Genomic DNA, 23076 nt, shown 5'->3' with positions numbered 1-23076 from the left:
ATAATTTGATTAGTAAAAAAGCAAATAACCAGTAGATAATTATTAGTATTATAGTTATAATTTGACTTAGGAATGCAGTTTCATAAAGCTATATTTTGACGCACTACAATAGTCAAGATGTCGACTTGAATAAAATGCAAAAGGATATAAGATTTTTACTTAATTCAGGAAATAAAGAAGATATTCGAGAGTATGTTGATAGTATACTCGAATGCAGTTCAGGAAAAACAGATAAAAAATGCATTGAAAATCTGTGTTTTTCAGTGATAATGTGCATAGTTTTTGTGTTAAATGAAAATAATGAAGTTTTAAATTCTTGTTATAAAGATGTAGATCTAATCTGGGAAAAAATATTTAGGTTTGAGACAATTGGGGATGCCCGTGAATGGATAAAGAAATTAGTGATTTCTGCCAATGAGAAGATCTTGAGTAAATCAAGTAGTAAATATAAACTTATTGTTGAGGAAATAAAAAAATTTGCTAAAAAGAATTATATGAAAGGTATAAATATAGAGACTATCTCAGATAATCTTAATTATACTCCTAATTATCTAAGCTATGTATTTAAAAAAGAATCGGGAGAAACAATTGCTGATTATATCTCAAATTTAAAGATAGAAAAGGCTAAAGAAATGCTTTTAGATATACGTTATAAGATCTATGATATATCAAAATCATTGGCATTTAGTAATGCGGCTTATTTTTGTAGTGTATTCAAGAAGGTTACATCCATGACTCCTAATGAGTACAGAGAAAGGTATAGGTAAGATTATAAATTTATAAAGAATGGGCTACAATTATAGAAAATAATTTCTATAATTGTAGCCTGATTTGATATAATAATATATTTAAACGAATAGTCTGTATTTTGTTGTTGACCGATTATAAAAATAAAACTATAATATAATTAATGTTAGTATTAAGTTGTTAATGATATTATTAATTATTAAGAGGAGAGTGTAATAATGGCTAATTCAAAGAAAGCTAAAATTATTATTAATGCAGATGTTAAGAAGGGGAAAATTAACAAAAACATTTATGGACAGTTCTCTGAGCATTTAGGTAGGTGCATTTATGAGGGTCTCTGGGTTGGAAAGGACTCACCTATTGCAAACACAAATGGAATTCGTAATGATGTAGTACATGCTCTAAAAGATCTAAAGGTTCCTGTGCTCAGATGGCCAGGCGGATGTTTTGCTGATGAGTATCACTGGAAAGATGGTATAGGAGACCCAGAGGGTCGTCCTAAGATGATTAATACTCATTGGGGTGGTGTAGTTGAAAACAACCATTTTGGAACACATGAATTTTTTGAGTTATGTGAGCAACTTGAGACAGAACCTTATATTTGTGGAAATGTTGGAAGTGGTTCTGTTCAAGAAATGAGTGAATGGGTAGAGTACATGACTTTTGATGGTGTATCTCCTATGGCAGAACTTAGAGCGAAGAATGGTCATGAAAAGCCTTGGAAACTAAAATACTTTGGTGTTGGTAATGAGAATTGGGGCTGCGGTGGAAATATGAGGCCAGAATATTATTCAGACCTATATCGAAGATACTCTACGTATGTAAGAAATTATAAAGGAAATAATCTTTTTAAAATAGCTGGTGGTGCGAATACCTCAGACTATAACTGGACAGAAGTATTAATGAGAGAATCTGAAAGGTTTATGGATGGATTAAGTCTTCATTACTATACAATGCCACTTAGCTGGGGAGATAAAGGTTCTGCTACAGTGTTTGATGAATTATTATGGTTTAAGACTATGGAAAGAATATTATACATGGAAGAGCTTGTAGTTAAACATGGGACAATTATGGATAAATACGACCCTGACAAACGAGTTGGGCTAATAGTTGACGAATGGGGCACATGGTTTAATGCAGAACCAGGAACAAACCCTGGCTTTCTTTATCAACAAAATACCCTAAGAGATGCACTAGTTGCGGGCGTAGGACTTAATATATTTAACAACCATTGTGATAGAGTACAGATGGCAAATATTGCTCAAATGATAAATGTTCTTCAAGCTATGATATTAACTGAGGGAGATAAGATAGTATTAACTCCAACTTATCATATATTTAAAATGTATAATGTGCACCAAGATGCTCAGCTTGTATCCACATCACTAGAATGTGAAGACTATGTTAATGGAGATAAAACTGTACCTCAATTAAATGTTTCAGCGTCTATTGATGATAAGGATATTCTTCATATATCACTATGCAATTTGGACCCTAATGAAACAGTTGAAGTAACAAGCGATTTAAGAGGAGTTATTTACAAAAAAGTATCAGGAACTATACTCGCCGCAGATAAAATGAATGCATATAATAGTTTTAATGCTCCTAATAGTGTTGTCCCAGCAGAGTTTAAAGATGTAACTATTCAGGATAATAAGCTTTCAATATTTATGCCTCCAATGTCAGTTATCGTACTTAATGTTGAGTAAATAATATGAGAAAATGTAAAGCTTGCTCTGCTAGTGTGATAGTATCTGAAAATGAGATTGACAATATGCTAAATATAATAGTAAATGGTAATCAATTTAAGCTTACTAGTGAGGATATGTATGAAAAACGTTTAGATAGATGCTTTGATTGTAAATCTCTCGAATATGGGACAACCTGCTTGCAGTGTGGATGTATTGTACAAATAAGGGCAAGGATACTAGAATCTACATGTCCTTATCCTCAAAAATCAAAGTGGGATTGAGTAAATTTAATAAGTTAGGAGGTTGACAACTATATGGAAAGTAAAAAAGCTAAAATAATTTTGGACAAAGACTTTAGAATAGGAAAAATAGATGAGAGAATATATGGTTCTTTTATAGAGCATCTCGGAAGGGCTGTATATGGAGGTATTTATGAGCCAGGGCACCCAGAAGCAGATGAAAATGGGTTTAGAAAAGATGTTATTGAAATGGTTAAGGAATTAAAAGTACCCATAGTAAGATATCCAGGTGGAAATTTTGTATCAGGGTATAACTGGGAAGATGGTGTAGGTCCACTAGAAAAAAGACCAAGAAAACTTGAGCTTGCTTGGAGAACTATTGAAACAAATAAAGTAGGTACTAATGAATTTATGAAATGGTGTAAGAGCACTGGTACTGATGTGATGATGGCTGTGAATTTGGGTACAAGAGGGGCAGATGATGCTCGTAACTTAGTTGAATACTGTAACCATCCAAGTGGTTCCTATTGGAGTGATCTTAGAATAGCTCATGGTTACAAAGAACCTCATAAAATTAAAACCTGGTGTCTTGGAAATGAAATGGATGGACCTTGGCAGATTGGACATAAAACCGCAGAGGAGTATGGACGCCTTGCCTGCGAAACTGCAAAAGTTATGAAATTAGTTGATCCATCAATAGAACTTGTAGCTTGTGGAAGCTCTAGTATTGGCATGGCAACGTTCCCAGAATGGGAAGCAACAGTGCTAGATCATACCTACGACTATATAGATTATATTTCGATGCATCAATATTTTGGAAACCCTGAGAAAGATACAGCTAATTTCCTTGCAAGTTCAATGGACATGGATGCATTTATAAAAACTGTTATATCTACATGTGATTATGTAAAAGCAAAACATAGATCAAATAAAACTATAAATCTTTCTTTTGATGAATGGAATGTCTGGTTCCATTCTCACAAGGCTGACAGTGAAAGAGAACCATGGTCAATTGCTCCACCTCAACTGGAGGATATATATACTTTTGAAGATGCACTTTTAGTTGGAAGTATGCTTATAACTATGTTAAAACATGCAGACAGAGTAAAAATGGCTTGCCTTGCTCAACTAGTAAATGTGATAGCACCAATAATGACATCTAATGGTGGTGGTTCATGGCGACAAACAATATTTTATCCATACATGCATACATCTATTTATGGAAGAGGTTATGCTTTAAACCCAATTATATCCTCTCCAGTGTACAGTAACGGCCATTACAATGATGTCCCTGTACTTGATGCTACTGCGGTTTACAATGGGGAAAAAGACGAAATAACAATCTTTGCTGTTAATAAAGATTTATTGGACAATATATCACTTCAATGTGATTTAAGAAGTTTTCAAGGATACAAAGTAATCGAGCATATTGTGCTTGAAAATGATGATATATACGCTGTAAACACTGAGGAAAATCCAAATAATGTTGTTCCACATAATAGAGGCAATGCTAAGTTAATAGGCGGAACATTAAATGCTGATTTATCAAAACTTTCATGGAATGTTATTAGGTTAGCAAAAAAATAAAACAGAGTAAAATGGGATTGAAGTAAGACTTCAATCCCATTTTACTCTGTATAATATAACCTAAAAATCAAATCTTGATCATAATTGCCAAAACCACTTCCAAAAATAGTTAAACCGCCTATATGCTTAGCATCTGCTGCAACTTCTAGTCTTAAAGTCCATTGTTTATTCTTAATATTAATATCCTTTAATCTTATGTCTGAGATTTTTTCACCATCAATAAAAGACCCTTTATCATTAATTTTAATGACCTTTAGCATGCCATACTGATTAATATCCCTCATCCACCAACTAGGAGTATACTTACCTATTTCATCTGCGAAATCGCCAGGACTGGTCCATTGTCCAACTTTTACTCCATTTATTATAAAAGATATATCAGATGGCCAATTTTTGTTTGCTCCAGGTGCTTCTGAACTAATTTCCATGGATATTTCAAGTTCATTTGGTTCTTGCGTTGCTAAGAGGTAATTGGGCAACTTATATTCAATAAACCCTTGAGTAAACCATAAAATCTTTGCATCGACTCTTTGAGGATCTAAAAAATATCTTGCATCATCTAAATAACCTATAACCTTTTCAGGAGTTGCAAGCCCACAGGTTGGTGTAACCTCAAAATCAGTATAATGGCCAATTGGAACAATATACTCATTATTTTTTAATCGCTCCTGGGTTTTCGTAGGAAAATCTATTAATATTCCATCTACTATTAAAGAGCATATTTTCTGAACACCACCCTTACTTCGGGTACGTTCTCCTTTTACAATTCCTGCTTTTTCTAACTTATTAATATGCATAGTAATAATTGCACTACTAAGTTCTATTTTACTAGCAATTTCTTTCACATTTAAAGGAGATTCAGATAAAAGATTAATAATCTTAATTCGTACAGTACTATCTAACGCCTCATATACTGGTAGCCATCTTTCGCTTATATCAATTTTCATAGTTAATCCTTTCGTAATTCAATAATTAACATAATTATAAACTTGTTAATTATATTTGTAAAGTAGAAAGTAACATCTAGAATTATAATCCTCCTATGTTAACCAAATATGTTTATATATTTATAATTATGTTTACATAAATGTTAACATCTTGTACAATTTAAGTAGACAGATCATAAGTTAATTGTGAGTTGACTATATTAATTAAAGGTGGCGAGTATTGACTATGAAATATCTGAGCGCTAATATTGATAATCCATTAATTTTATCTTTAACAGGAGATTTCACGGCAGATAATAAATGGATGCACATGGATAGGATCATCGGTGACTACGAAATTATTATAATTAATAAGGGCATAGTATATATTCAGCAGGGGGACGAAAAATATGAATTACATAAAGGAGATTTTTTACTTATAGAACCAGGGAGTAGGCATAAAGGATATGACTACTCTGAGAAGGGGACTAACTTTTATTGGGCACATTTTTATAGTAATGATAGCTGCATAATGAGAAATCATATTGATATTAAAGCTGAGATAGCAATGACAAAAAACAACCCCTATTTAAATGAATTAAAATCTAGTATATTAATACCTAGATATTTAAAAGACTTAAGGCTAGATAAAATAAGTGTACTTTTTCACCAATTGCTTCACTTATCACAAGCAAACTATTATACAAAACAGAGTGTTAATTATATTATTACCTCGCTTTTAATAGAAATAGCGGAGCAAACTATTTCAAACTTTAAATTAAGTGAAATAGAAGTAGATAAAGAGGATAAACTACCCAAAATACTGCAATGGATTAAAATTCATATAGAAAAAAACATATCTCTAAAGGATGTGGCTTATGAATTTAGTTTTTCTAAAGAATATCTAGCACGATATTTTAAGAAAAACATGGGTATGAGTATGCAACAATATATAAACTATTTAAGAATATCAAATGCTAAACAACTTCTATGTCAATCTGATTTAAATATAAAAGAAATTGCTCGAAAATTAGGTTTTATAGATGAAAAATACTTTCTTAAATTATTTAAAAAACACGAGAATTTAACACCAAAGCAGTTTAAAAATGCTTATAATAAGACGTCTTTGAATATAGTATGATGGTTCTTTTATACAAGATAATAACTAATGGGAGGTATCTTAATAATGGATAAAAAAAAGTATTTAGCTGAAATTGACAAGGTAGTTAAAGAGGGAAAATTCCAAGATAATTGGGACTCACTTTCGCATTACAAGTTAGCTGATTGGTATAGAAATGCTAAATTTGGTATATTTATTCATTGGGGTGTGTATTCAGTACCAGCATTTGGAAGCGAATGGTATTCCAGGAATATGTATATACAAGGATCTAAAGAGTATGAGCATCATATTAAAACCTACGGTAATCATGAGGATTTCGGTTATAAGGATTTTATTCCATTGTTTAGTGCTGATAAGTTTGATCCAGATGAATGGGCAAATCTTTTTGCTGATGCAGGAGCCCGTTATGTAGTTCCTGTTGCTGAGCATCATGATGGTTTTCAAATGTATAAAAGTGAACTTTCTCATTATAATGCTTATGAAATGGGTCCAAAGCAAGATATTTTAGGAGAACTGAAATCTGCTTTTGAGAGTCGTGGTATAGAATTTTGCGCTTCTTCCCACAGAATTGAGCATTGGTTTTTTATGAGTCGCGGCAAGGAATTCCCAAGCGACATTAAAGAGCCACTAGTATGCGGCGATTTTTACTGGCCATCTATGCCAGAGCCAAATCATCAAGATTTATTCAGTCCTGACCCATCTAAGGAATATCTAGAGGACTGGTTAATGCGTACCTGCGAAATCGTAGATAATTACCATCCGAAAGTTGTATATTTTGACTGGTGGATCCATCATAATGCAGTTAAACCATATCTAAAAAAATTCGCTGCATATTATTATAATAGGGCTATTGAGTGGGGCGTAGAAGTAGCGATTAATTATAAGCATGATGCATTTATGTTTGGTAGCGCTGTGGTAGACATTGAACGTGGACAGTTCTCAGAGCAAAAGCCATATTTTTGGCAAACAGATACATCTGTAGCTACAAATTCTTGGTGTTATACAAAGAATAATACCTATAAAACTGCCAAAGAAATTATTTGTGATTTAGTGGATATTGTTAGTAAAAATGGTAGTATGCTTTTAAATATAGGACCCAAAGCGGATGGAACAATTCCTATGGAAGATAAAGTGATTCTTTTGGAAATTGGCGAATGGTTAAAGGTAAACGGGGAAGCAATTTATGATAGCAAATTATGGCGTACAGCTGGAGAAGGCCCAACGCAGATTGAAGAAGGACAATTCACTGATAGCAATTCTAAGGTATTCACAGCTGAAGATATAAGGTTTACGCTTAATGGGACCTATTTATATGCTATTGTTTTAAATTTTCCAAGTAATGGGGTAATAAAAATAAAGTCACTTGCAGAGAAAAATGCTGCAAAACTTCCTCATTTCCATGGAATTATTAAAAATATTTCTGTGTTAGGTTTCGATGAAGAGACTATTTGGAAACGTACAGATGATTCACTAGAAATCATTACTAAAAATGTACAGAGTAATAAACCAGTTGTGTTTAAAATTCTTGTAGATTAATTGAAATAAACTTGGAAACCCATTTAGGTACATACTTAAATGGGTTGTTTTACATAAACCAAAAGTCTATTAAACAAGCAAAATGTTTTTGCTGTTTAACAGGCTTCTATTATTTGATTTATTTAGGTTTAAGCAACCGTTTTAAATATTGATTTTGACTAATATCGGATTGTCAAAATTATTTATTTAGTAACCATTTAAGAACCAAAACTGAATTATTCTTTTGTTTAGTTGTACTAATGATACCAATTACCTTATTAGTTGTATCATATCCTACATCTTTAAACACTTTTATATCTTTAGCATTTATTGCATACACAGCTTTAGTTTTATCAGTTGCGGTAGCTTCAATTTTTTCGCTTTTTATAGACGCTAAATCAAATCCACTTAAATTATCTAATCTTAAAAACATATCTTGTTTAGCGAAAGACTCAAACATATCTTTATCTAAAATTACAACATCAAGTTCTCCAACAGAGAGTTGCGCAACAAACTTTTGCATATATTGACTTTCCATTGTGGGGTCTGAGCTAGTAGAACCACCAAGGGACATATTACTTATAATAGCCTCTTTTTTTGTATCTCCATCTTTGACAACAAGACTTGTAAGTTTAGACTGCAGATCGGTAACTTTGTCAGTATTTACGGTGTTTCCAAGCATAGTTAGATTAAATACATAATCTACTTTTGTAATTTGGCTATGTACAAGCGAACCTATTATCGATATAACAACTAAAACTCCTATTATATGTAATTTATAGTATTCCCAAATATATTCAGCCTTTTTCTTCTTGCTCATTCCTTTTAAATCAACCATAATCCCCATCCCTTTAAAAGTATATTTGTAAACATATATATAAAATAATACTTTATCAATTTTAGCCCTAGGCAGGTGTTGTATATATTAAACCTTTTCAAAGCACATTAAAGCCATGATAGGTCGATTATATAAAAAACAACAGCGAGCAAAATACGTAAAAATTACGATATAATACTCCCTGCTTTTTTATTTGAAAGTTTCACTTAAAAAAGGTACTCCTTTATGTCACAATAAATTGGTCTGCCTTGGGGGAGTGTAAAAAGATATTTATTCACTCATACTAAATTTTTATATTTACTCTATATAGTCATATTTTACAATTAACTTACATGCTAGTCAACACAAAGTGAAAGTAAATTCTAAACAGACTTAATTCTCCATGTAACACTGCAATAATCTCCATTTAATTCTGGTATATTAAGCCCTGAATACATAAGTTCATCACCACCATAAAAACCGTCTTTGCCTTCAACATTATAATCCATATCAGGGTCTAGTCCTCTTAAATTTAATTTTTCTACGGGACCATTAACGGCAGCAAGAACTTTAAAGTAACTAATAAATGCCTCTGTTTTATCGCCTGATACAAACATCCACGCAGTTTCATTCCCAATGAACGGACTTAGCAAGCGATACATATCTCCATGTTGAATTAGTTCCCTTAGCTCCTTGTACAAAGAAATCTGAAGTTTTACTTGTTCTTTATCCTCGGCAGAAAATTTCGTAAGATCTAACTCGTACCCAAAATTTCCTGACATGGCTACATCTCCTCTCATTTTGAGAGAAGTATTCCTACCTACTTGGTGGTTAGGAATGTCAGAAACATGGCAGCCCATAGTGCTTGTTGGATAAACTAAACTTGTTCCGTACTGAATTTTAAGCCTTTCTACTGCATCAGTATCATCACTAGTCCAGGTTTGTGGCATATAGAACAATATTCCTGGGTCATAACGACCGCCACCACCAGAGCAACTCTCAAATAATACATTAGGGAAACTTGTTGTTATTGATTCCATTACACTATAAAGTCCTAACATATATCTATGGGCCGTTTCAAGCTGTCTTTCAGCTGGTAATAAGGATGACCCTATCTCAGTCATATTTCTATTCATGTCCCATTTAACATAGCTAATTGGAGCACTTTTTAAAACACTACTTACAGCCTCTATAATATAATCGCAAACATCAGTTCTTGATAAATCAAGAACTAACTGCGTTCTAGCCTGAGATCGAGTTCTATTTGGCACATGTAAACACCAATCGGGATGCAATCTATATAAATCACTATCAGGAGATACCATTTCAGGTTCGAACCACAATCCAAACTGTAGATCAAGTTTATTTACGCGACTAGCAAGGTCTCTAAGTCCTTTTGGTAATTTGTTTTTATCAACGACCCAATCACCTAAGGAAGTTTTGTCGTTATCCCTCTTGCCAAACCAACCATCATCTAATACAAAAAGTTCAATTCCTAGTTCTTTTCCAACCCTAGCAATATCTTCGATTTTATCAGCATTAAAATCGAAATACGTGGCCTCCCAGTTATTCACAAGTACTGGCCTCACCGTATCTCTAAATTTCCCCCTGCATAAACGTGTTCTATAGAGTTTGTGGTAAGTTCTAGACATCTTACCAATACCCTCACATGAATAAACCATAACAACTTCAGGTGCTTGAAAAGTTTGTCCAGGTTCTAATAACCATGAAAATCCAAAAGGATTAATTCCCATTGATACCCTAGTAGTATTATATTGGTCAATCTCAGCTTGTGCTAAAAAATTACCACTATAAACTAAGCTAAAACCATATACCTCGCCATGTTCTTCAGTTGCATCTTTACTAAGAAGCGCTATAAAAGGATTTTGCTGATGACCACTTGCACCGCGTCTACTCTCTATAGATTTGTTACCACTACTCAGCGCAATTCTTTCAACATGTCTCTCCCTTGCCCAAGAACCTGAAAGATGCATGAAGTCATATTCGCCCTTATTAAAATCTACACTCATGCTTAGAGCGCGGAGAAGTTTTAAATTGGTATGTCCTTCATTTATAAAACGAACACTTCTAATAATAGCATCATGATTATCAAAAATACTATAAGACAAAACTACCTTAAGATCAATTAAGGAGTCAAACATTACTATTTCTAAAGTCAAAGCTTCATCATCATTTTCCACATAAGTAGATGGGAGACCTTTGAGCGCTGGTTTTCCTTTTAAGATATTATAAGAATCAAACTTAAGGTCTGTTATTGTAGTTCCATTTTCAAGCTGTACTTCATAAGCTGGAACTCTAAAATCAGTATTGCCATATGCAGGAAACTCTTGTGGTAATGTGTCCAGTGAAAAAGAATCGTCTTCATTGTCAGGGTTAGCTGAAAAAGAACCTCTTGTTTTTAAAGCTAAAAGTTCACTACTGATTGATTTTCGTATTCGTCTTCCCCAGTAAAGGTGCGCTAGATAACCATCTTTATATAGCTGCATAATGTAGCTTGTATCTCCGGTTTGTAAGTGAAAAGTTTTAGTTGATTCTTCAAAAGTTATATTCATAAAGGATCATCCCTCCTATTTATATTTTGGTAACCAATCTCCATGAGCTTCGATAAGATCATCACACATAGATTTAATTTTATCTATTGAAAGCTCAGCGGATGTATGAGGATCTAACATTGCGGCCATATAAATCAATTCTCGTTTACCGCTAAGCGCAGCATCTATAGTCAAAAGTTGAGGATTTATATTTGTTCTATTTAATGCTGCAAGTTGCTGTGGAAGGTTGCCAACATAAGTAGGGATAATACCACTTCTGTCAACTAGGCAAGGAACTTCAACAATTGCTTCGCTGGGCAAATTTGTTATAAGGCCTGTATTTAGAACATTACCACCGATTTTATATGGGTTGCCAGTTTCCATAGCTTCCATTATATAAGAAGCATACTCATGGGTCCTTGTGTGCTGTAGTGTTTTGTTTTCCACCATGTCGATTCTCATCTTTTTCCACTTTTCAATCTGTTCTATACATCTTCTAGGATATTCATCCAATGGTATATTAAACGCTTCAATTAGTTCAGGGTATTTGCTTTTAATGAAATATGGGAGGTACTCAGAGGCATGTTCGCTGGATTCAGTAATGTAATATCCGAAGTTTAGCATCATTTCATATCTAACCATATCAGAATGTTTGCCTAACAACTGCTTTTCTAAGGCTTTTGCCTTTATGGCTGGGTAGAGGTCCTTACCGTTTTTGGTAACTTCTAGAAGCCAAGCCTGATGGTTAATGCCTGCAATTTTCCACTGAGCATCCTCAGCTTTTACGCCTATGTCAAGAGATTCTAAAAGGTTAGGTACACATCCTTGAACGCTATGACATAGTCCTACAGTTTTAATTGAAGATGCTTTCAACATTGCACCTGTTAACATTGCCATGGGATTAGAGTAATTTAAGAACCAAGCATTAGGGCAAACTTCTTCCATATCTCTTGCAAAATCAAGCATTACAGGAATTGTCCTAAGGGCTCTAAAAATGCCTCCAATACCTAAGGTATCGGCTATAGTTTGACGAAGACCATATTTTTTGGGGATTTCAAAATCAGTTATTGTACATGGATCATATCCTCCAACTTGAATTGCATTAACTACATAAGTTGCACCTCTAAGAGCATCTTTTCTATTTGTATATGATTTTATTTTAGCATGTCCATTATTATTGATATTTATATTTTTTAGCATATCCTCGGAGTCTTTTAGTCTCTGAATATCAATATCATATAAAGCAATTTCAGAACCCTGTAAAGATGGAGTTAATATACAATCTCCTAATACATTTTTAGCAAAAACTGTGCTACCAGCACCCATAAACGTAATTTTTGGCATAATATACACCTTCTATAATTTATTATCAGTATAATATATTACAAATATAAATTTAATACTAACACTATCTATTATAAAATATTTTCATATAAAAAGAATAGTTTTATATAAGATAAACATGGTATAATCTCAGATATACAATGTGAATTGCTGAAGGAGTGAAATCGTTTGTTTAATAAAGATGAATTTATAGGATTTAAGAATCCGTTAGATGAAGGAATGGATTTAATAGTATACCATTATGGCAAGGAAAATTGCGAACGGAGTCATTCGTATGGGCCTGCGCTTAGAGATCATTTCTTATTACACTATATAATTAGTGGTAGTGGCACGTTTGAGGTTGGAGGAAAATCATACACTTTACATGAAAATCAGGGGTTTCTAATATGTCCTGATATAATTACATATTATGAGGCTAGTGATAGCGATCCTTGGGTTTATACATGGATTGGATTTAGAGGTATAAAAGCTGAAACCTTTTTAAAGAATATTAAATTAGATAAAGATAATCCCATTTTCAACTGTAAAGGAGATGTTATAAAGAAATGTTTTGAAAATATAAGAGATTCTAGCACTTACAAATTTGGTTATGAACTTCGTTTGCAAGGATATTTAAGCATATTGCTTTCAGAGCTTACAGAGCAATCAGGACCTGTTGTAACAAAAGGTTATGGACACAAAGAAAATTATATAAAAAAATCAATTCAATTTATAGAAACTAATTATTCTCAAACTATATCTATAGAATCATTGGCGAGTTATATAGGTATTAATAAAAACTATTTCAGCACTATATTTAGTGAATTATTAGGCATCCCGCCCCAGGAATACCTAATAAAATATAGGGTTAATAAAGCCTGCAAACTATTAAGTAATAAAGATTTTACTATCAGTGAGATTTCACGTTCAGTTGGATATGATGATCCTCTTGGATTCTCAAAGATATTTAAACAAATAAAAGGGGTTTCACCAAAAACTTATAGACAGACTCTATTATAATAAATATTATTTTACCTTTTTACTGCCCTTGGATTATATTTAAAGCAATGATTTAAAAACTTTTCATCTGGTACAAATCTTAATTGCATTCTAGTGTTTCCTTCTGTAACCATTGCTACATATACTCGTTCCTTCGCGCTAGAAGGGTAACACTTTACTATAGAAGTAGGCTTGTTTACATAATCACGTGTATCATTACTATCTTCTGGTGCGAGAAGTCCCACCTCTTTTATATTAAAAGAAGTTACCTTGCTTCTCTTTTTCATTTCCAATATTTTTTCTATATCAATTTCTCCATTTGTAAATTGGTACTCAAATTCTACAAACAATTTTTGTTTGTAAAAAAAACATCCAACCCCTAGAGCAATTAACGCTACTCCAATAATTATATTTGCACTAAAGATAGCTACTCCAATTAGTGCAAGTACATATGTTGCTCCATTTACTAGTTTGTAAGAACTTGATTTGGATGTTGTTACTAGTTGTTCATAAAAATTATCCATTTTTTTATCCCCTTTGTTTTTTGCATAAGTTATTTTTGTGCCCGAGAAGGGGCACAACAATTAAGATTTTACTTAGCTAATTTTAATATGCTATATACATCACTTTTTCCTAGTTTTATAAAATTACCAACTGTAGAAAGATCTGAGTTTGTAGCTTTTGAAGCCATTTCATCCAATCTATCATCGATAATTCCAAGTTCTTTTAGATTAGTTGGAAGACCTAGTGATTTAAAGAAGTTTTCAAGTCTCTTAATACCCTCGATGGCTGTTTTTTCTGGTGACCAGAAGGAGTTTTCTACATTAAAAACCCTTACAGCGAATTGAGCAAATCTATTAATATCATGTTTATATACATATTTCATCCAAGCTGGGAATATAACAGCAAGACCTGCTCCATGAGCAACATCATATATACCACTTAATTCATGTTCAATATCATGGGAACCCCAATCGCCAACTCTTCCTGTATTAAGTAAATTGTTGTGAGCAACAGTTCCTGACCACATAATTTCAGCCCAAGCATCATAGTTATCAGGTTTATCTAAAACTTGAGTAACATTATTTATAACCGTTTTAAGAGTTGCTTCAATTAATCTGTCCATGAGTTCAACGTGCTCCGAATTAGTAAAGTAACGTTCCATTAAATGAGCCATTATATCTGCACTACCACACGCTACCTGATATTTTGGTAATGTAAAGGCAAGCTCAGGATTTAATATTGAAAATTTCGGATAGATTAATTCTGAATTAACGGCACGTTTATAAAATCCATCTTCATTAGTTATTACACTACCAGTACTTGATTCACTGCCAGCTGCGGGAATTGTTAAAATAGTACCAATTGGAAGGGCAGCAGTTATCTCTGATTTACCAAGGTAAAAGTCCCATACATCTCCGCTGTACAATGAGCCTATGGAAATAGCTTTGGATGAATCAATAACACTACCACCGCCAATTGCCAATATAAAACCTATACTGTTTTCTCGGCATATTTTTATTCCTTCTTGTACAAGGCTTAATCTTGGGTTAGGTTTAACGCCACCAAGTTCAATAAAATCAACACCAGCATCTTTTAATGAAGTAACTACCCTATCATAAAGTCCTGTCTTTTTTATAGTACCTCCACCATAATGAAGAAGTATTTTCTTGCTATATTTACTAACTTCTTGTCCTACATTATTTTCTGAACCTTTTCCAAATATGATCTTAGTTGTGTTTTGAAATGTAAAATTATCCATATAAAATTCCTCCTAATGATTTTCTTAAGTTGTAGTGGATTTTCAATATTTAAATTATTTGTTGAAAATTTTATTAAGTGATTCATCAATAACTTTGGCATTATTATATGAATCATCTAAACTAACAAGAGGCTCCTCAACACCGAGGATGCATCTCCCAAACTGCTCTACCTCAAGCATGTAATTATCTGGGCAATCAACGTTTATTTGAGTGGTATCGTCTTTTGTTTTCAAAGTTATTTTAACAGTACCTTTGCTATTGAATTTCACAGGAACGTCAATAATTCCAGTGGTTCCGACTATAGTATATCCACATCTGTCCATGCTATTTAGAGAGCAATATGAAACTGCTTTTAGATCATCTTTAAATTCCATCATGATGCAACTAGATTCATCTACAGAGGAATTTTCTCCTATCTCGCCAGAGGCAAATATTGATAAAGGCTCAGATCCTGCAATAAATCTTATAACATTGATATTGTAACATCCTATATCATAAGTAGCTCCTCCACCTAGGTTTTTAATCATTTTTATACTGCTTTTATTAGTTAGAATAAAACTGAAATTAGCTTCAATAAATTTAAGCTTACCAATTGCGCCAGTATCTATTAGATTCTTGACTTTAATAGTAAGAGGGCTGTGCCTGTAGGGAAAAGCTTCCATAAGAAGTACTCCGTTTTTATTGCAAGCATCTCGCATAACTTCTACTTCTTTAGCTGAAATACCTAGAGGTTTTTCACAAAGAATGTGTTTTTTATTCTCCGCAGCTTTGATAACCCACTCACAATGAAGTGAATTAGGGAGTGGTATATATACAGCGTCAATTTTCGGGTCTTTAAGTAAATCTATATAACTTTTATATGTTTTTTCAGGGTTATGATTTTTGTTGAATTCTTCTAACTTCTCTTTACTTCTACTTGCAATAGCGTAAAGGTTTGCGTTAGATGCTGATTTAATTCCAGGGATAACGGCGCTATTTGCAATTCGGGCGCAACCAAGGACTCCCCAGTTTACAATTTTATTGTCCATAATTTATCTCCTTTTTTATTAATAGGATAAGAATTATTCTATTAATAAACGTTTTCTTTTTAGTTATATTAAACATTTTTAATGTTGAGGAAATATGGGCTTAATTCCTTTAGCTAATAATTTCAATTGATTTTCCTCATCTGGAGTTACAGGTTTAAAATCTTTAGAAGCCTCAATAGCCAATCTAAAATACTCAATATATCCAGGTGGTAATGCTGCAGTCACACCTTGAGATAGTGTATAACGGTATGCGAGTTTTGCAAGGCTTTCATCGGAAATAGGCTCATACCAAGCTTTTGGGTACTTTCTTATAGCACCTTCTGCCCAATCAGTTTTAGCCATAGCCTTTAATGCCAAGATACCCATACCTTTTGATTTAGCTACTTGGAGTGCTTTTGGTGCAAAGTTTGCATTAAATATATTTACCCAGTTTATAGGAAATAACATTGAATCAAAATCGTACCTCTCCATTAATGCAATAGCAGCTTCCTCTGAATGTGCTGAAAATCCAATATGATTTATTAGTCCATCTTTTTTTGCTTTTAGGTAAGTTTCCATGGCTCCATCAGGGCTGAAAATTTGTTCTACATCTTCAAGTGTTGTAACGGCATGAAGTTGGTATAAATCAAAATGATCAGTTTTTAGCTTTTTAAGGGATTTGTGAAGAAGTTCTTCCGAACCTTTTTTAGTTCTATTTTCTGTTTTACAAGCTAAGAAAATATCATTTCTCTTTCCAATGAGAGCTGGTCCTAAATGGTCCTCAGCATCAAAATATGTTGGTGCAACGTCAAAATAATTTACTCCAGCATCAATAGCTTCAGCAACATAATTATTTGCATCACGTTGATCAACTTGTGCAACTATTATTCCGCCGAAACCTACAATGGATAGATATTCACCTGTTTTTCCTAAGACACGTTTTTCCATTATATTAACTCCCTTCATATAATTTTTTTCTAATATAATCATATAAAAATAATGTAGTCTTATAACTTAATAATTCACCTACAATTGTAACATAATCCATATATTATAAAAAGTTATTATAGTAAATTATATTGGTTATAATATTAAAATATATATTAATATTATTGAATTCAATATTATTAAATTAATAGTTGCAAAATATGTTAGATAGAATGATAATAATATAATTGAAGTAAATATAATTGAAGTAAATATAATTGAAGTTAATATAATTGAGGTGAATGTATTATTATGAAATCACTATATAAGATGTGCAAAACAAAAAAAGAAAATCATAAAAATAAAGAAATACTTATTAGAAGATTTAATGAAGGTGGTATAGCTTTATCTAATATCAAATGCTCATTCAATGCTAATATTTTAATAAACAATTCAGGCGTGTTATATAACACACCTATAGAATCAGAATATTTTTTTATACCAATTGAAAATATAAGAAGAATTCAGGTTAAAAACGACGTTGAACTATCTAAACAAGTAATTGCTAATAAAATACCAATAGTGGGTAGTTTAAATTTTAAAAGGCAAATACATTTTTTCCTCATAATAAAGTATATAGAGAATAATTTGGAGTTGGAAAAAAATATAGAGTCCGAAATGGCAGAGGTTGGGGCAGATGAAATTTTAAAAGCAAGAAAACATTACATAAAAAATAATTCGAATTCTTCGGTAGAGCAACTCTATTACAGTGTGGAACCTATATCACAAAATGAGGAATTTAAAACCTTGGATATACCAGATCAAATAAGTAAGCTGTTTGAATTAGTAGAAAAAGGAGTTATAACTTTAGAAGAATTTAATCAAAAGAAAAAAGAATTGTTGTCAAGGATGTAATTCGAAGTAATAAAGGATTTACATAAACTATGATAACTTTTAATAAATTATATGTGATACATTCTAGGGAGAGATGATATTTATGAACTTGAAAGGTAAAGTAGCTATAATTACAGGATCATCTAGAGGAATTGGCAAAGGTATTGCAATAGAACTCGCAAAAGTTGGATGTTGTATTGTAATAAATTATAAAAGTAATGATGAAGCTGCAGAAAAAACGATGCAGGAAATCAAAGAACTGGGAGCTTATGCAATAAAAATCAAAGGTGATGTAAGTAATTATGAATTTTCAAAAGAGCTTATAAAAACAACTGTTGAGAAATTAGGTAAAATAGATATTTTGATAAATAATGCTGGGATATCTAGGGTAGGATTATTTATGGATGAGCAGCCAGAGGAATGGGACAATGTGATAAACGTAAATCTTAAGGGAGCTATTAATTGTTCTCATAGCGCTGTGAAAGAAATGATAAAGCAAAAGAGCGGAAGTATAATAAATATTTCCTCGATGTGGGGAAATGTAGGTGCTTCTTGTGAAGTGATTTACTCAGCATCTAAGGGGGCAATTAACGCATTTACAAAGGCTCTAGCTAAGGAACTCGCACCTTCTAATATTAGAGTTAATGCCATTGCTCCAGGAGTTATAGATACTGAAATGAACAGTTTTCTAACTGGTGATGAGCGAGAATCATTAGTAAATGAAATACCTATGATGAAATTTGGAGAAGTACAAGATGTGGGTATGCTTGTAACATTTTTAGCAAGTGAAAATTCAAAATATATCACAGGTCAAGTGATAACAATTGATGGTGGAATGATATAGCACGAATTAATAATTTATTAATAGTTTATTAAAGTAGAATTAATATTTAATTCTGTTTATATGTTATAATTAGGTATCATATAGAAAAAATCGTATAAAATGAAAGAAGGCTAATATTATCATGGAATATACAAATGGCAAAAATATATTTTCAAAATTATTTAAATCAGCTTTATCAATTGCTACTTTTGTTGTTATTTCAATACTAGTAATTTACGCTGCTGCGTTTGTTATTAAAGCCCTATTTGCAATTGCGGTTTTCGGAGTTTTAATATGGTGTACTTTAAAATTAGTAAAAGGTGTTAAAAAATTATTTTATAAAATAAGTACAAAACAAGATTCGCAGGTGAAATCTAATATCTTTAGCAATGACGATAGTGAATCAGATTCTATTGATATTAATTATGAGGACAGTGTTATAGTTGATGTAGATTATGAAAAAGTAATATAAGTCGTAATGTGAAGTAAGTTAGATTAATTTAATGAAATGAAAATAAGTTTATAAACTATATTTAAAAACCAGTCTATATTCTAGATTGGTTTTTGTTTTTGAGTTTTATAAGACATATAAGGAGAGTAGTATGCAGATAGATATTATTAGGTTTATACAATCTATTACATCTCCATTTGGCGATGTAATCTTTCAATTAATTTCAATGACTGGAGAGGAGACTTTTTATATTCTTGTAATTTCTACAATATTTTGGTGCGTAAATAAAAAATTCGGATATAAGTTAGGGTTTGCACTGCTTACTGGTACTATTGTAAACAATGCATTAAAATCTATAGTAAATTCCGCTAGGCCAATAGGGATATCAGGTATAAGGTCTCTAAGACTCGAAACTGCAACAGGTCAATCTTTTCCAAGTGGTCATACTCAAGGGTCAACAATGTTTTGGGCTTCATTTATTATTCAAATAAAGAAAAAGTGGATTTATGTAGTTGGAATCTCAATGATTATCCTAGTTGGATTTTCTAGATTGTATTTGGGGGTACATTATCCTATAGATATAATCGGTGGAATAGTAATTGGAATTATATGGACGTTTATATCTAATTATATTTTTGATTGTGCTCAGAAAACGAGAAAACCACTTTTATTATTGATTATAATTTTACCAATGCTAATTGGACTAATATACTTAAGAGAAAAAACTTATTATGCAATTGCGGGAACAGTATTAGGATTTTATATTGGATATTTGTTAGAGACGAAATATGTGATCTATGAAGTTAAAAGTACTAAATTAAAGCAATTAATAAAATTAGTTTTGGGACTGGGGATTCTTATAACACTTAAAGGTGTATTAAAGGTAATACTACCAATTAGCATATACTCAGATTTTTTTAGATATTTTATAGTCGGATTGTGGATTACAGTGGGTGCACCTTATATATTTAAGCGATTTATAATTTAGATTATATTTAAACTTAAGGAATATTTTTTTAGAATTAGCAAAACATATAAATATCGATATATATAAAGGAGATGTTTATATGCCTAAAGATAGTCAGCCAGATAATAAATATGCAAGACTCGTAAAAAGTAACTATGATACTCCTATAACAAGAGAAACTGCAAAAAATAAAAATGCTACAAATAAAAAACAGTCTGCTGATAGAAAATAATAAAAAACAGGAGCATATAAACTTTTGTTTATATGCTCCTGTTTTTTATTATTTAGGAAATTATTTTATTATAATTTACGGTAAATTAAAAAATAAATAAAAATGTTATAAATTACTAACATTTAATAAATTATCACAATAATTTATTGCATTATCCTAATATTATGTTAAAATTTATATATGTCTATAGAATGAAATACGGTATAATTATATATTGTATTATTTATTAAAAGTCTGGAGTTGTTTATACTTTGAAGGTTAAAGCTGCAGCATGTCTGTAGCTTTTTATATTGCATCGACTATTGTGATGAACAGTTTTAAAAAGTTATATTATATTGTACTATTTTAAGAAGGAGTGAAAATATTGAGTTTTAATGTTTATAATACTATGACTAGAAATAAGGATGAGTTTGTCCCTTATAAAGCAGGTAAGGTGGGCATGTACACATGTGGTCCTACAGTGTACAATTATGCGCATATAGGAAATTTAAGGACATATATTTTTGAGGATGTACTTAAAAAGTCATTAGAATATTCAAATTATAAAGTTAAACATGTTATGAATATTACTGATGTAGGGCACCTTCAATCAGATGGAGATGAAGGTCAAGATAAAATGGCATTAGGTGCAAGTCGTGAACATAAAACTGTATGGGAAATTGCTAAGTTTTATGAAGATGCTTTTTTTGAAGATTGTAATAAACTTAATATAAAAAGGCCAACTATTGTATGCAAGGCTACAGACCATATTCCTGATATGATAAATCTTATAAAAAAACTTGAAGAAAAAGGATACACTTATGTTTCTAATGGAAATGTATATTTTGAAATTGATAAATTTGAAGATTACGCAAAGCTTGCCAATATTAGTATGGATGAGCTGGAAGCCGGGAGTAGAATCGAAATAGATCCTAATAAGAAAAATCCACTTGATTTTGTATTATGGTTTACTAATTCTAAGTTTTCAAATCAAATTATGCAGTGGGAGTCACCATGGGGAAGAGGGTTTCCAGGTTGGCATTTAGAGTGTTCTGCTATGTCCATTAAATATATTGGAGAATATTTAGATATTCATTGTGGTGGAATAGACCATATTGCTATTCATCACACTAACGAAGTAGCCCAATCAGAAGGAGTCCTTGGACATAAATGGGTAAAATATTGGATGCATGGAGAATTTTTAGTATTAGACAGTGGTAAGATGTCGAAATCTAGTGGAGATTTCTTAACAATATCAAGACTCGAAGAAGAAGGGTATAGTCCACTTGATTATAGATATTTTTGCCTTCAATCTAAGTACAGAAAACAGTTAGTTTTTAGTTTTGAAAGTTTAAATGATGCCAGGAGTGGTTACAAAAAGCTTAAAGAAAGAATTGCTATAGTTTTAAAATCTAAAAACGAAAGTGATGTAATTCGTGCTGATAAAATTGAGACATATAAAGAAAAATTCTCAGCATATATAAGTGATGATTTAAATATTGCTAATGCTTTCACTGTACTTTTTGATGTTCTAAAGGATACTGAACTTAATAGTACTGAAAAATCTATACTTATAGAAGATTTTGATAAAATACTCTCATTAGACCTTATGACAATAGAAAAGGCAGATATTAATATAGATGAAGAACTTATAAACAGCCTTATAATTGAAAGAGCAGAGGCAAGAGAAAGTAAAAATTGGGCAAGAGCAGATGAGATAAGAAATGAATTTATAGCAATGAATATCGAATTGCTTGATACTAAAGATGGAACCACTTGGAAAGCTAAGTAAAATCTATATAATTGTAACTGAACAATAAAATTCAATTAAACAACGACTTTGGAAGGCTAAAGAAGTAATAACTACTTAGCCTTTCAAAGTCGTTAAACAAGAGAAATCTTATTGATTGCCTTACTTTATTTTTTTAATGCACTATAACATAATTTGGGTTATAATGTTATGTATAGTTAAAGGTGAGACTAATATAACAATTTAAATTTGAGGTGATGAATATGGATAAAGAATCTTTGAAGGCATCAATAGTAATTGGAATTATTGGTATGATTTTAATATCGGTAATATATTTTAGACCTGTAAGTATTGAGAGAAACTACAGTGGATATATGTATGCACAGAATAATGAATTTGGAAAATCAACTGAAATTAAACTTGTGGGAGAATTAAAAAAGAAATTATCATTAAATTATGTATTTACTGGCAGTATAGAAGTAGATGGTGTTAAAGAAAATGTTATTTTGAAGAGAATATGGGCAAAAAACAATATTTTTAAAACGGTTGGTTATAGTGCTTTTATAGAAAGTAAAAATACTAAAACCGGGCAGTATGAGGTAAATGGTACTCTTAATACGTCAAAGAACTTTAATGATATAATTATAAAACTAGATAAAATAGATATTAAATATAATGGTGAGTATACGATTTGTGGGCCAAGCAGTAATAGCGAAGAGGCAAAATCTATTATATTAAAGATGAAAAAAACAATTAAGATATAGGAG

Annotated in this window: 22 protein-coding genes; 14 read left to right on the top strand and 8 right to left on the bottom strand. The window is 31.7% G+C overall.

The window, feature by feature from the left end; translation table 11 throughout:
- The first annotated feature begins 95 nt into the window (after positions 1-95).
- From KPL55_RS20920 to arfA, 4 genes are all read left to right on the top strand, one after another.
- Positions 96-767, top strand: coding sequence for a helix-turn-helix domain-containing protein (locus KPL55_RS20920; RefSeq protein WP_216308697.1), 672 nt, complete (start codon positions 96-98; stop codon positions 765-767).
- A gap of 198 nt (positions 768-965) precedes the next feature.
- On the top strand, positions 966-2456 hold the full coding sequence (locus KPL55_RS20915; RefSeq protein ID WP_216308696.1) for an alpha-N-arabinofuranosidase: 1491 nt from the start codon (positions 966-968) through the stop codon (positions 2454-2456).
- A gap of 5 nt (positions 2457-2461) precedes the next feature.
- Positions 2462-2719: a DUF6171 family protein gene (locus KPL55_RS20910; RefSeq protein ID WP_216308695.1), complete on the top strand. Its 258-nt coding sequence runs from the start codon at positions 2462-2464 to the stop codon at positions 2717-2719.
- A gap of 33 nt (positions 2720-2752) precedes the next feature.
- Positions 2753-4264 carry an arabinosylfuranosidase ArfA gene (gene arfA / locus KPL55_RS20905; RefSeq protein ID WP_216308694.1) on the top strand — a complete coding sequence of 504 codons (1512 nt, stop codon included), beginning with the start codon at positions 2753-2755 and terminating at the stop codon, positions 4262-4264.
- 41 nt (positions 4265-4305) lie between these two features.
- Here the strand turns inward: arfA and KPL55_RS20900 are convergent, their stop codons facing one another.
- Entirely contained in the window at positions 4306-5211 is a 906-nt protein-coding gene (locus KPL55_RS20900) for an ArsR/SmtB family transcription factor (RefSeq protein WP_216308693.1), read from the bottom strand.
- 226 nt (positions 5212-5437) lie between these two features.
- On the opposite strand from KPL55_RS20900, the gene KPL55_RS20895 reads away from it, so the two are divergent.
- The gene (locus KPL55_RS20895; RefSeq protein ID WP_216308692.1) at positions 5438-6331 is read left to right on the top strand and encodes an AraC family transcriptional regulator; all 894 of its coding nucleotides are present in this window, start codon (positions 5438-5440) and stop codon (positions 6329-6331) included.
- 45 nt (positions 6332-6376) lie between these two features.
- A complete protein-coding gene (locus tag KPL55_RS20890) occupies positions 6377-7846 on the top strand; it encodes an alpha-L-fucosidase (RefSeq protein ID WP_216308691.1) in 1470 nt (489 codons plus the stop codon).
- Between the two features lie 178 nt (positions 7847-8024).
- Here KPL55_RS20890 and KPL55_RS20885 read toward each other — a convergent pair whose 3' ends face one another.
- The 3 genes from KPL55_RS20885 to KPL55_RS20875 form a co-directional block, all read right to left on the bottom strand.
- Entirely contained in the window at positions 8025-8663 is a 639-nt protein-coding gene (locus KPL55_RS20885) for a hypothetical protein (RefSeq protein ID WP_216308690.1), read from the bottom strand.
- 362 nt (positions 8664-9025) lie between these two features.
- A complete protein-coding gene (locus KPL55_RS20880; protein WP_216308689.1) occupies positions 9026-11215 on the bottom strand; it encodes an alpha-galactosidase in 2190 nt (729 codons plus the stop codon).
- 15 nt (positions 11216-11230) lie between these two features.
- The gene (locus KPL55_RS20875) at positions 11231-12538 is read right to left on the bottom strand and encodes an alpha-glucosidase/alpha-galactosidase (RefSeq protein ID WP_216308688.1); all 1308 of its coding nucleotides are present in this window, start codon (positions 12536-12538) and stop codon (positions 11231-11233) included.
- 168 nt (positions 12539-12706) lie between these two features.
- On the opposite strand from KPL55_RS20875, the gene KPL55_RS20870 reads away from it, so the two are divergent.
- Entirely contained in the window at positions 12707-13537 is an 831-nt protein-coding gene (locus tag KPL55_RS20870) for an AraC family transcriptional regulator (RefSeq protein ID WP_312887353.1), read from the top strand.
- Positions 13538-13548: 11 nt separating this feature from the next.
- Here KPL55_RS20870 and KPL55_RS20865 read toward each other — a convergent pair whose 3' ends face one another.
- The 4 genes from KPL55_RS20865 to KPL55_RS20850 form a co-directional block, all read right to left on the bottom strand.
- Entirely contained in the window at positions 13549-14040 is a 492-nt protein-coding gene (locus KPL55_RS20865; RefSeq protein ID WP_216308687.1) for a DUF6106 family protein, read from the bottom strand.
- A 68-nt stretch (positions 14041-14108) separates the two neighbouring features.
- The gene (locus KPL55_RS20860; RefSeq protein WP_216308686.1) at positions 14109-15278 is read right to left on the bottom strand and encodes an iron-containing alcohol dehydrogenase; all 1170 of its coding nucleotides are present in this window, start codon (positions 15276-15278) and stop codon (positions 14109-14111) included.
- Positions 15279-15332: 54 nt separating this feature from the next.
- Positions 15333-16307, bottom strand: a complete 975-nt coding sequence (locus tag KPL55_RS20855) for a Gfo/Idh/MocA family protein (protein ID WP_216308685.1) — start codon at positions 16305-16307, stop codon at positions 15333-15335.
- A 78-nt stretch (positions 16308-16385) separates the two neighbouring features.
- Positions 16386-17234: an aldo/keto reductase gene (locus KPL55_RS20850; protein ID WP_216308684.1), complete on the bottom strand. Its 849-nt coding sequence runs from the start codon at positions 17232-17234 to the stop codon at positions 16386-16388.
- 309 nt (positions 17235-17543) lie between these two features.
- On the opposite strand from KPL55_RS20850, the gene KPL55_RS20845 reads away from it, so the two are divergent.
- The 7 genes from KPL55_RS20845 (at position 17544) to KPL55_RS20820 (ending at position 23073) form a co-directional block, all read left to right on the top strand.
- Positions 17544-18128, top strand: coding sequence for an SHOCT domain-containing protein (locus KPL55_RS20845; protein WP_216308683.1), 585 nt, complete (start codon positions 17544-17546; stop codon positions 18126-18128).
- A gap of 82 nt (positions 18129-18210) precedes the next feature.
- Entirely contained in the window at positions 18211-18951 is a 741-nt protein-coding gene (gene ymfI, locus KPL55_RS20840) for an elongation factor P 5-aminopentanone reductase (RefSeq protein WP_216308682.1), read from the top strand.
- Positions 18952-19072: 121 nt separating this feature from the next.
- Positions 19073-19402: a hypothetical protein gene (locus tag KPL55_RS20835; RefSeq protein ID WP_216308681.1), complete on the top strand. Its 330-nt coding sequence runs from the start codon at positions 19073-19075 to the stop codon at positions 19400-19402.
- A gap of 130 nt (positions 19403-19532) precedes the next feature.
- Positions 19533-20369, top strand: coding sequence for a phosphatase PAP2 family protein (locus KPL55_RS20830; protein ID WP_216308680.1), 837 nt, complete (start codon positions 19533-19535; stop codon positions 20367-20369).
- Positions 20370-20448: 79 nt separating this feature from the next.
- Positions 20449-20580 (top strand): hypothetical protein, encoded by a 132-nt coding sequence (locus KPL55_RS26435; RefSeq protein WP_281418886.1) that lies wholly within the window; start codon positions 20449-20451, stop codon positions 20578-20580.
- A 364-nt stretch (positions 20581-20944) separates the two neighbouring features.
- Positions 20945-22351: a cysteine--tRNA ligase gene (gene cysS / locus KPL55_RS20825; RefSeq protein WP_216308679.1), complete on the top strand. Its 1407-nt coding sequence runs from the start codon at positions 20945-20947 to the stop codon at positions 22349-22351.
- 221 nt (positions 22352-22572) lie between these two features.
- Positions 22573-23073 carry a hypothetical protein gene (locus KPL55_RS20820; RefSeq protein ID WP_216308678.1) on the top strand — a complete coding sequence of 167 codons (501 nt, stop codon included), beginning with the start codon at positions 22573-22575 and terminating at the stop codon, positions 23071-23073.
- Positions 23074-23076 lie beyond the last annotated feature (3 nt).

This window comes from Clostridium lacusfryxellense, from assembly GCF_018861735.1.
GTDB classification, from domain to species: Bacteria; Bacillota; Clostridia; order Clostridiales; family Clostridiaceae; genus Clostridium_AD; species Clostridium_AD lacusfryxellense.
This window is presented reverse-complemented; position numbering and strand designations above follow the sequence as displayed.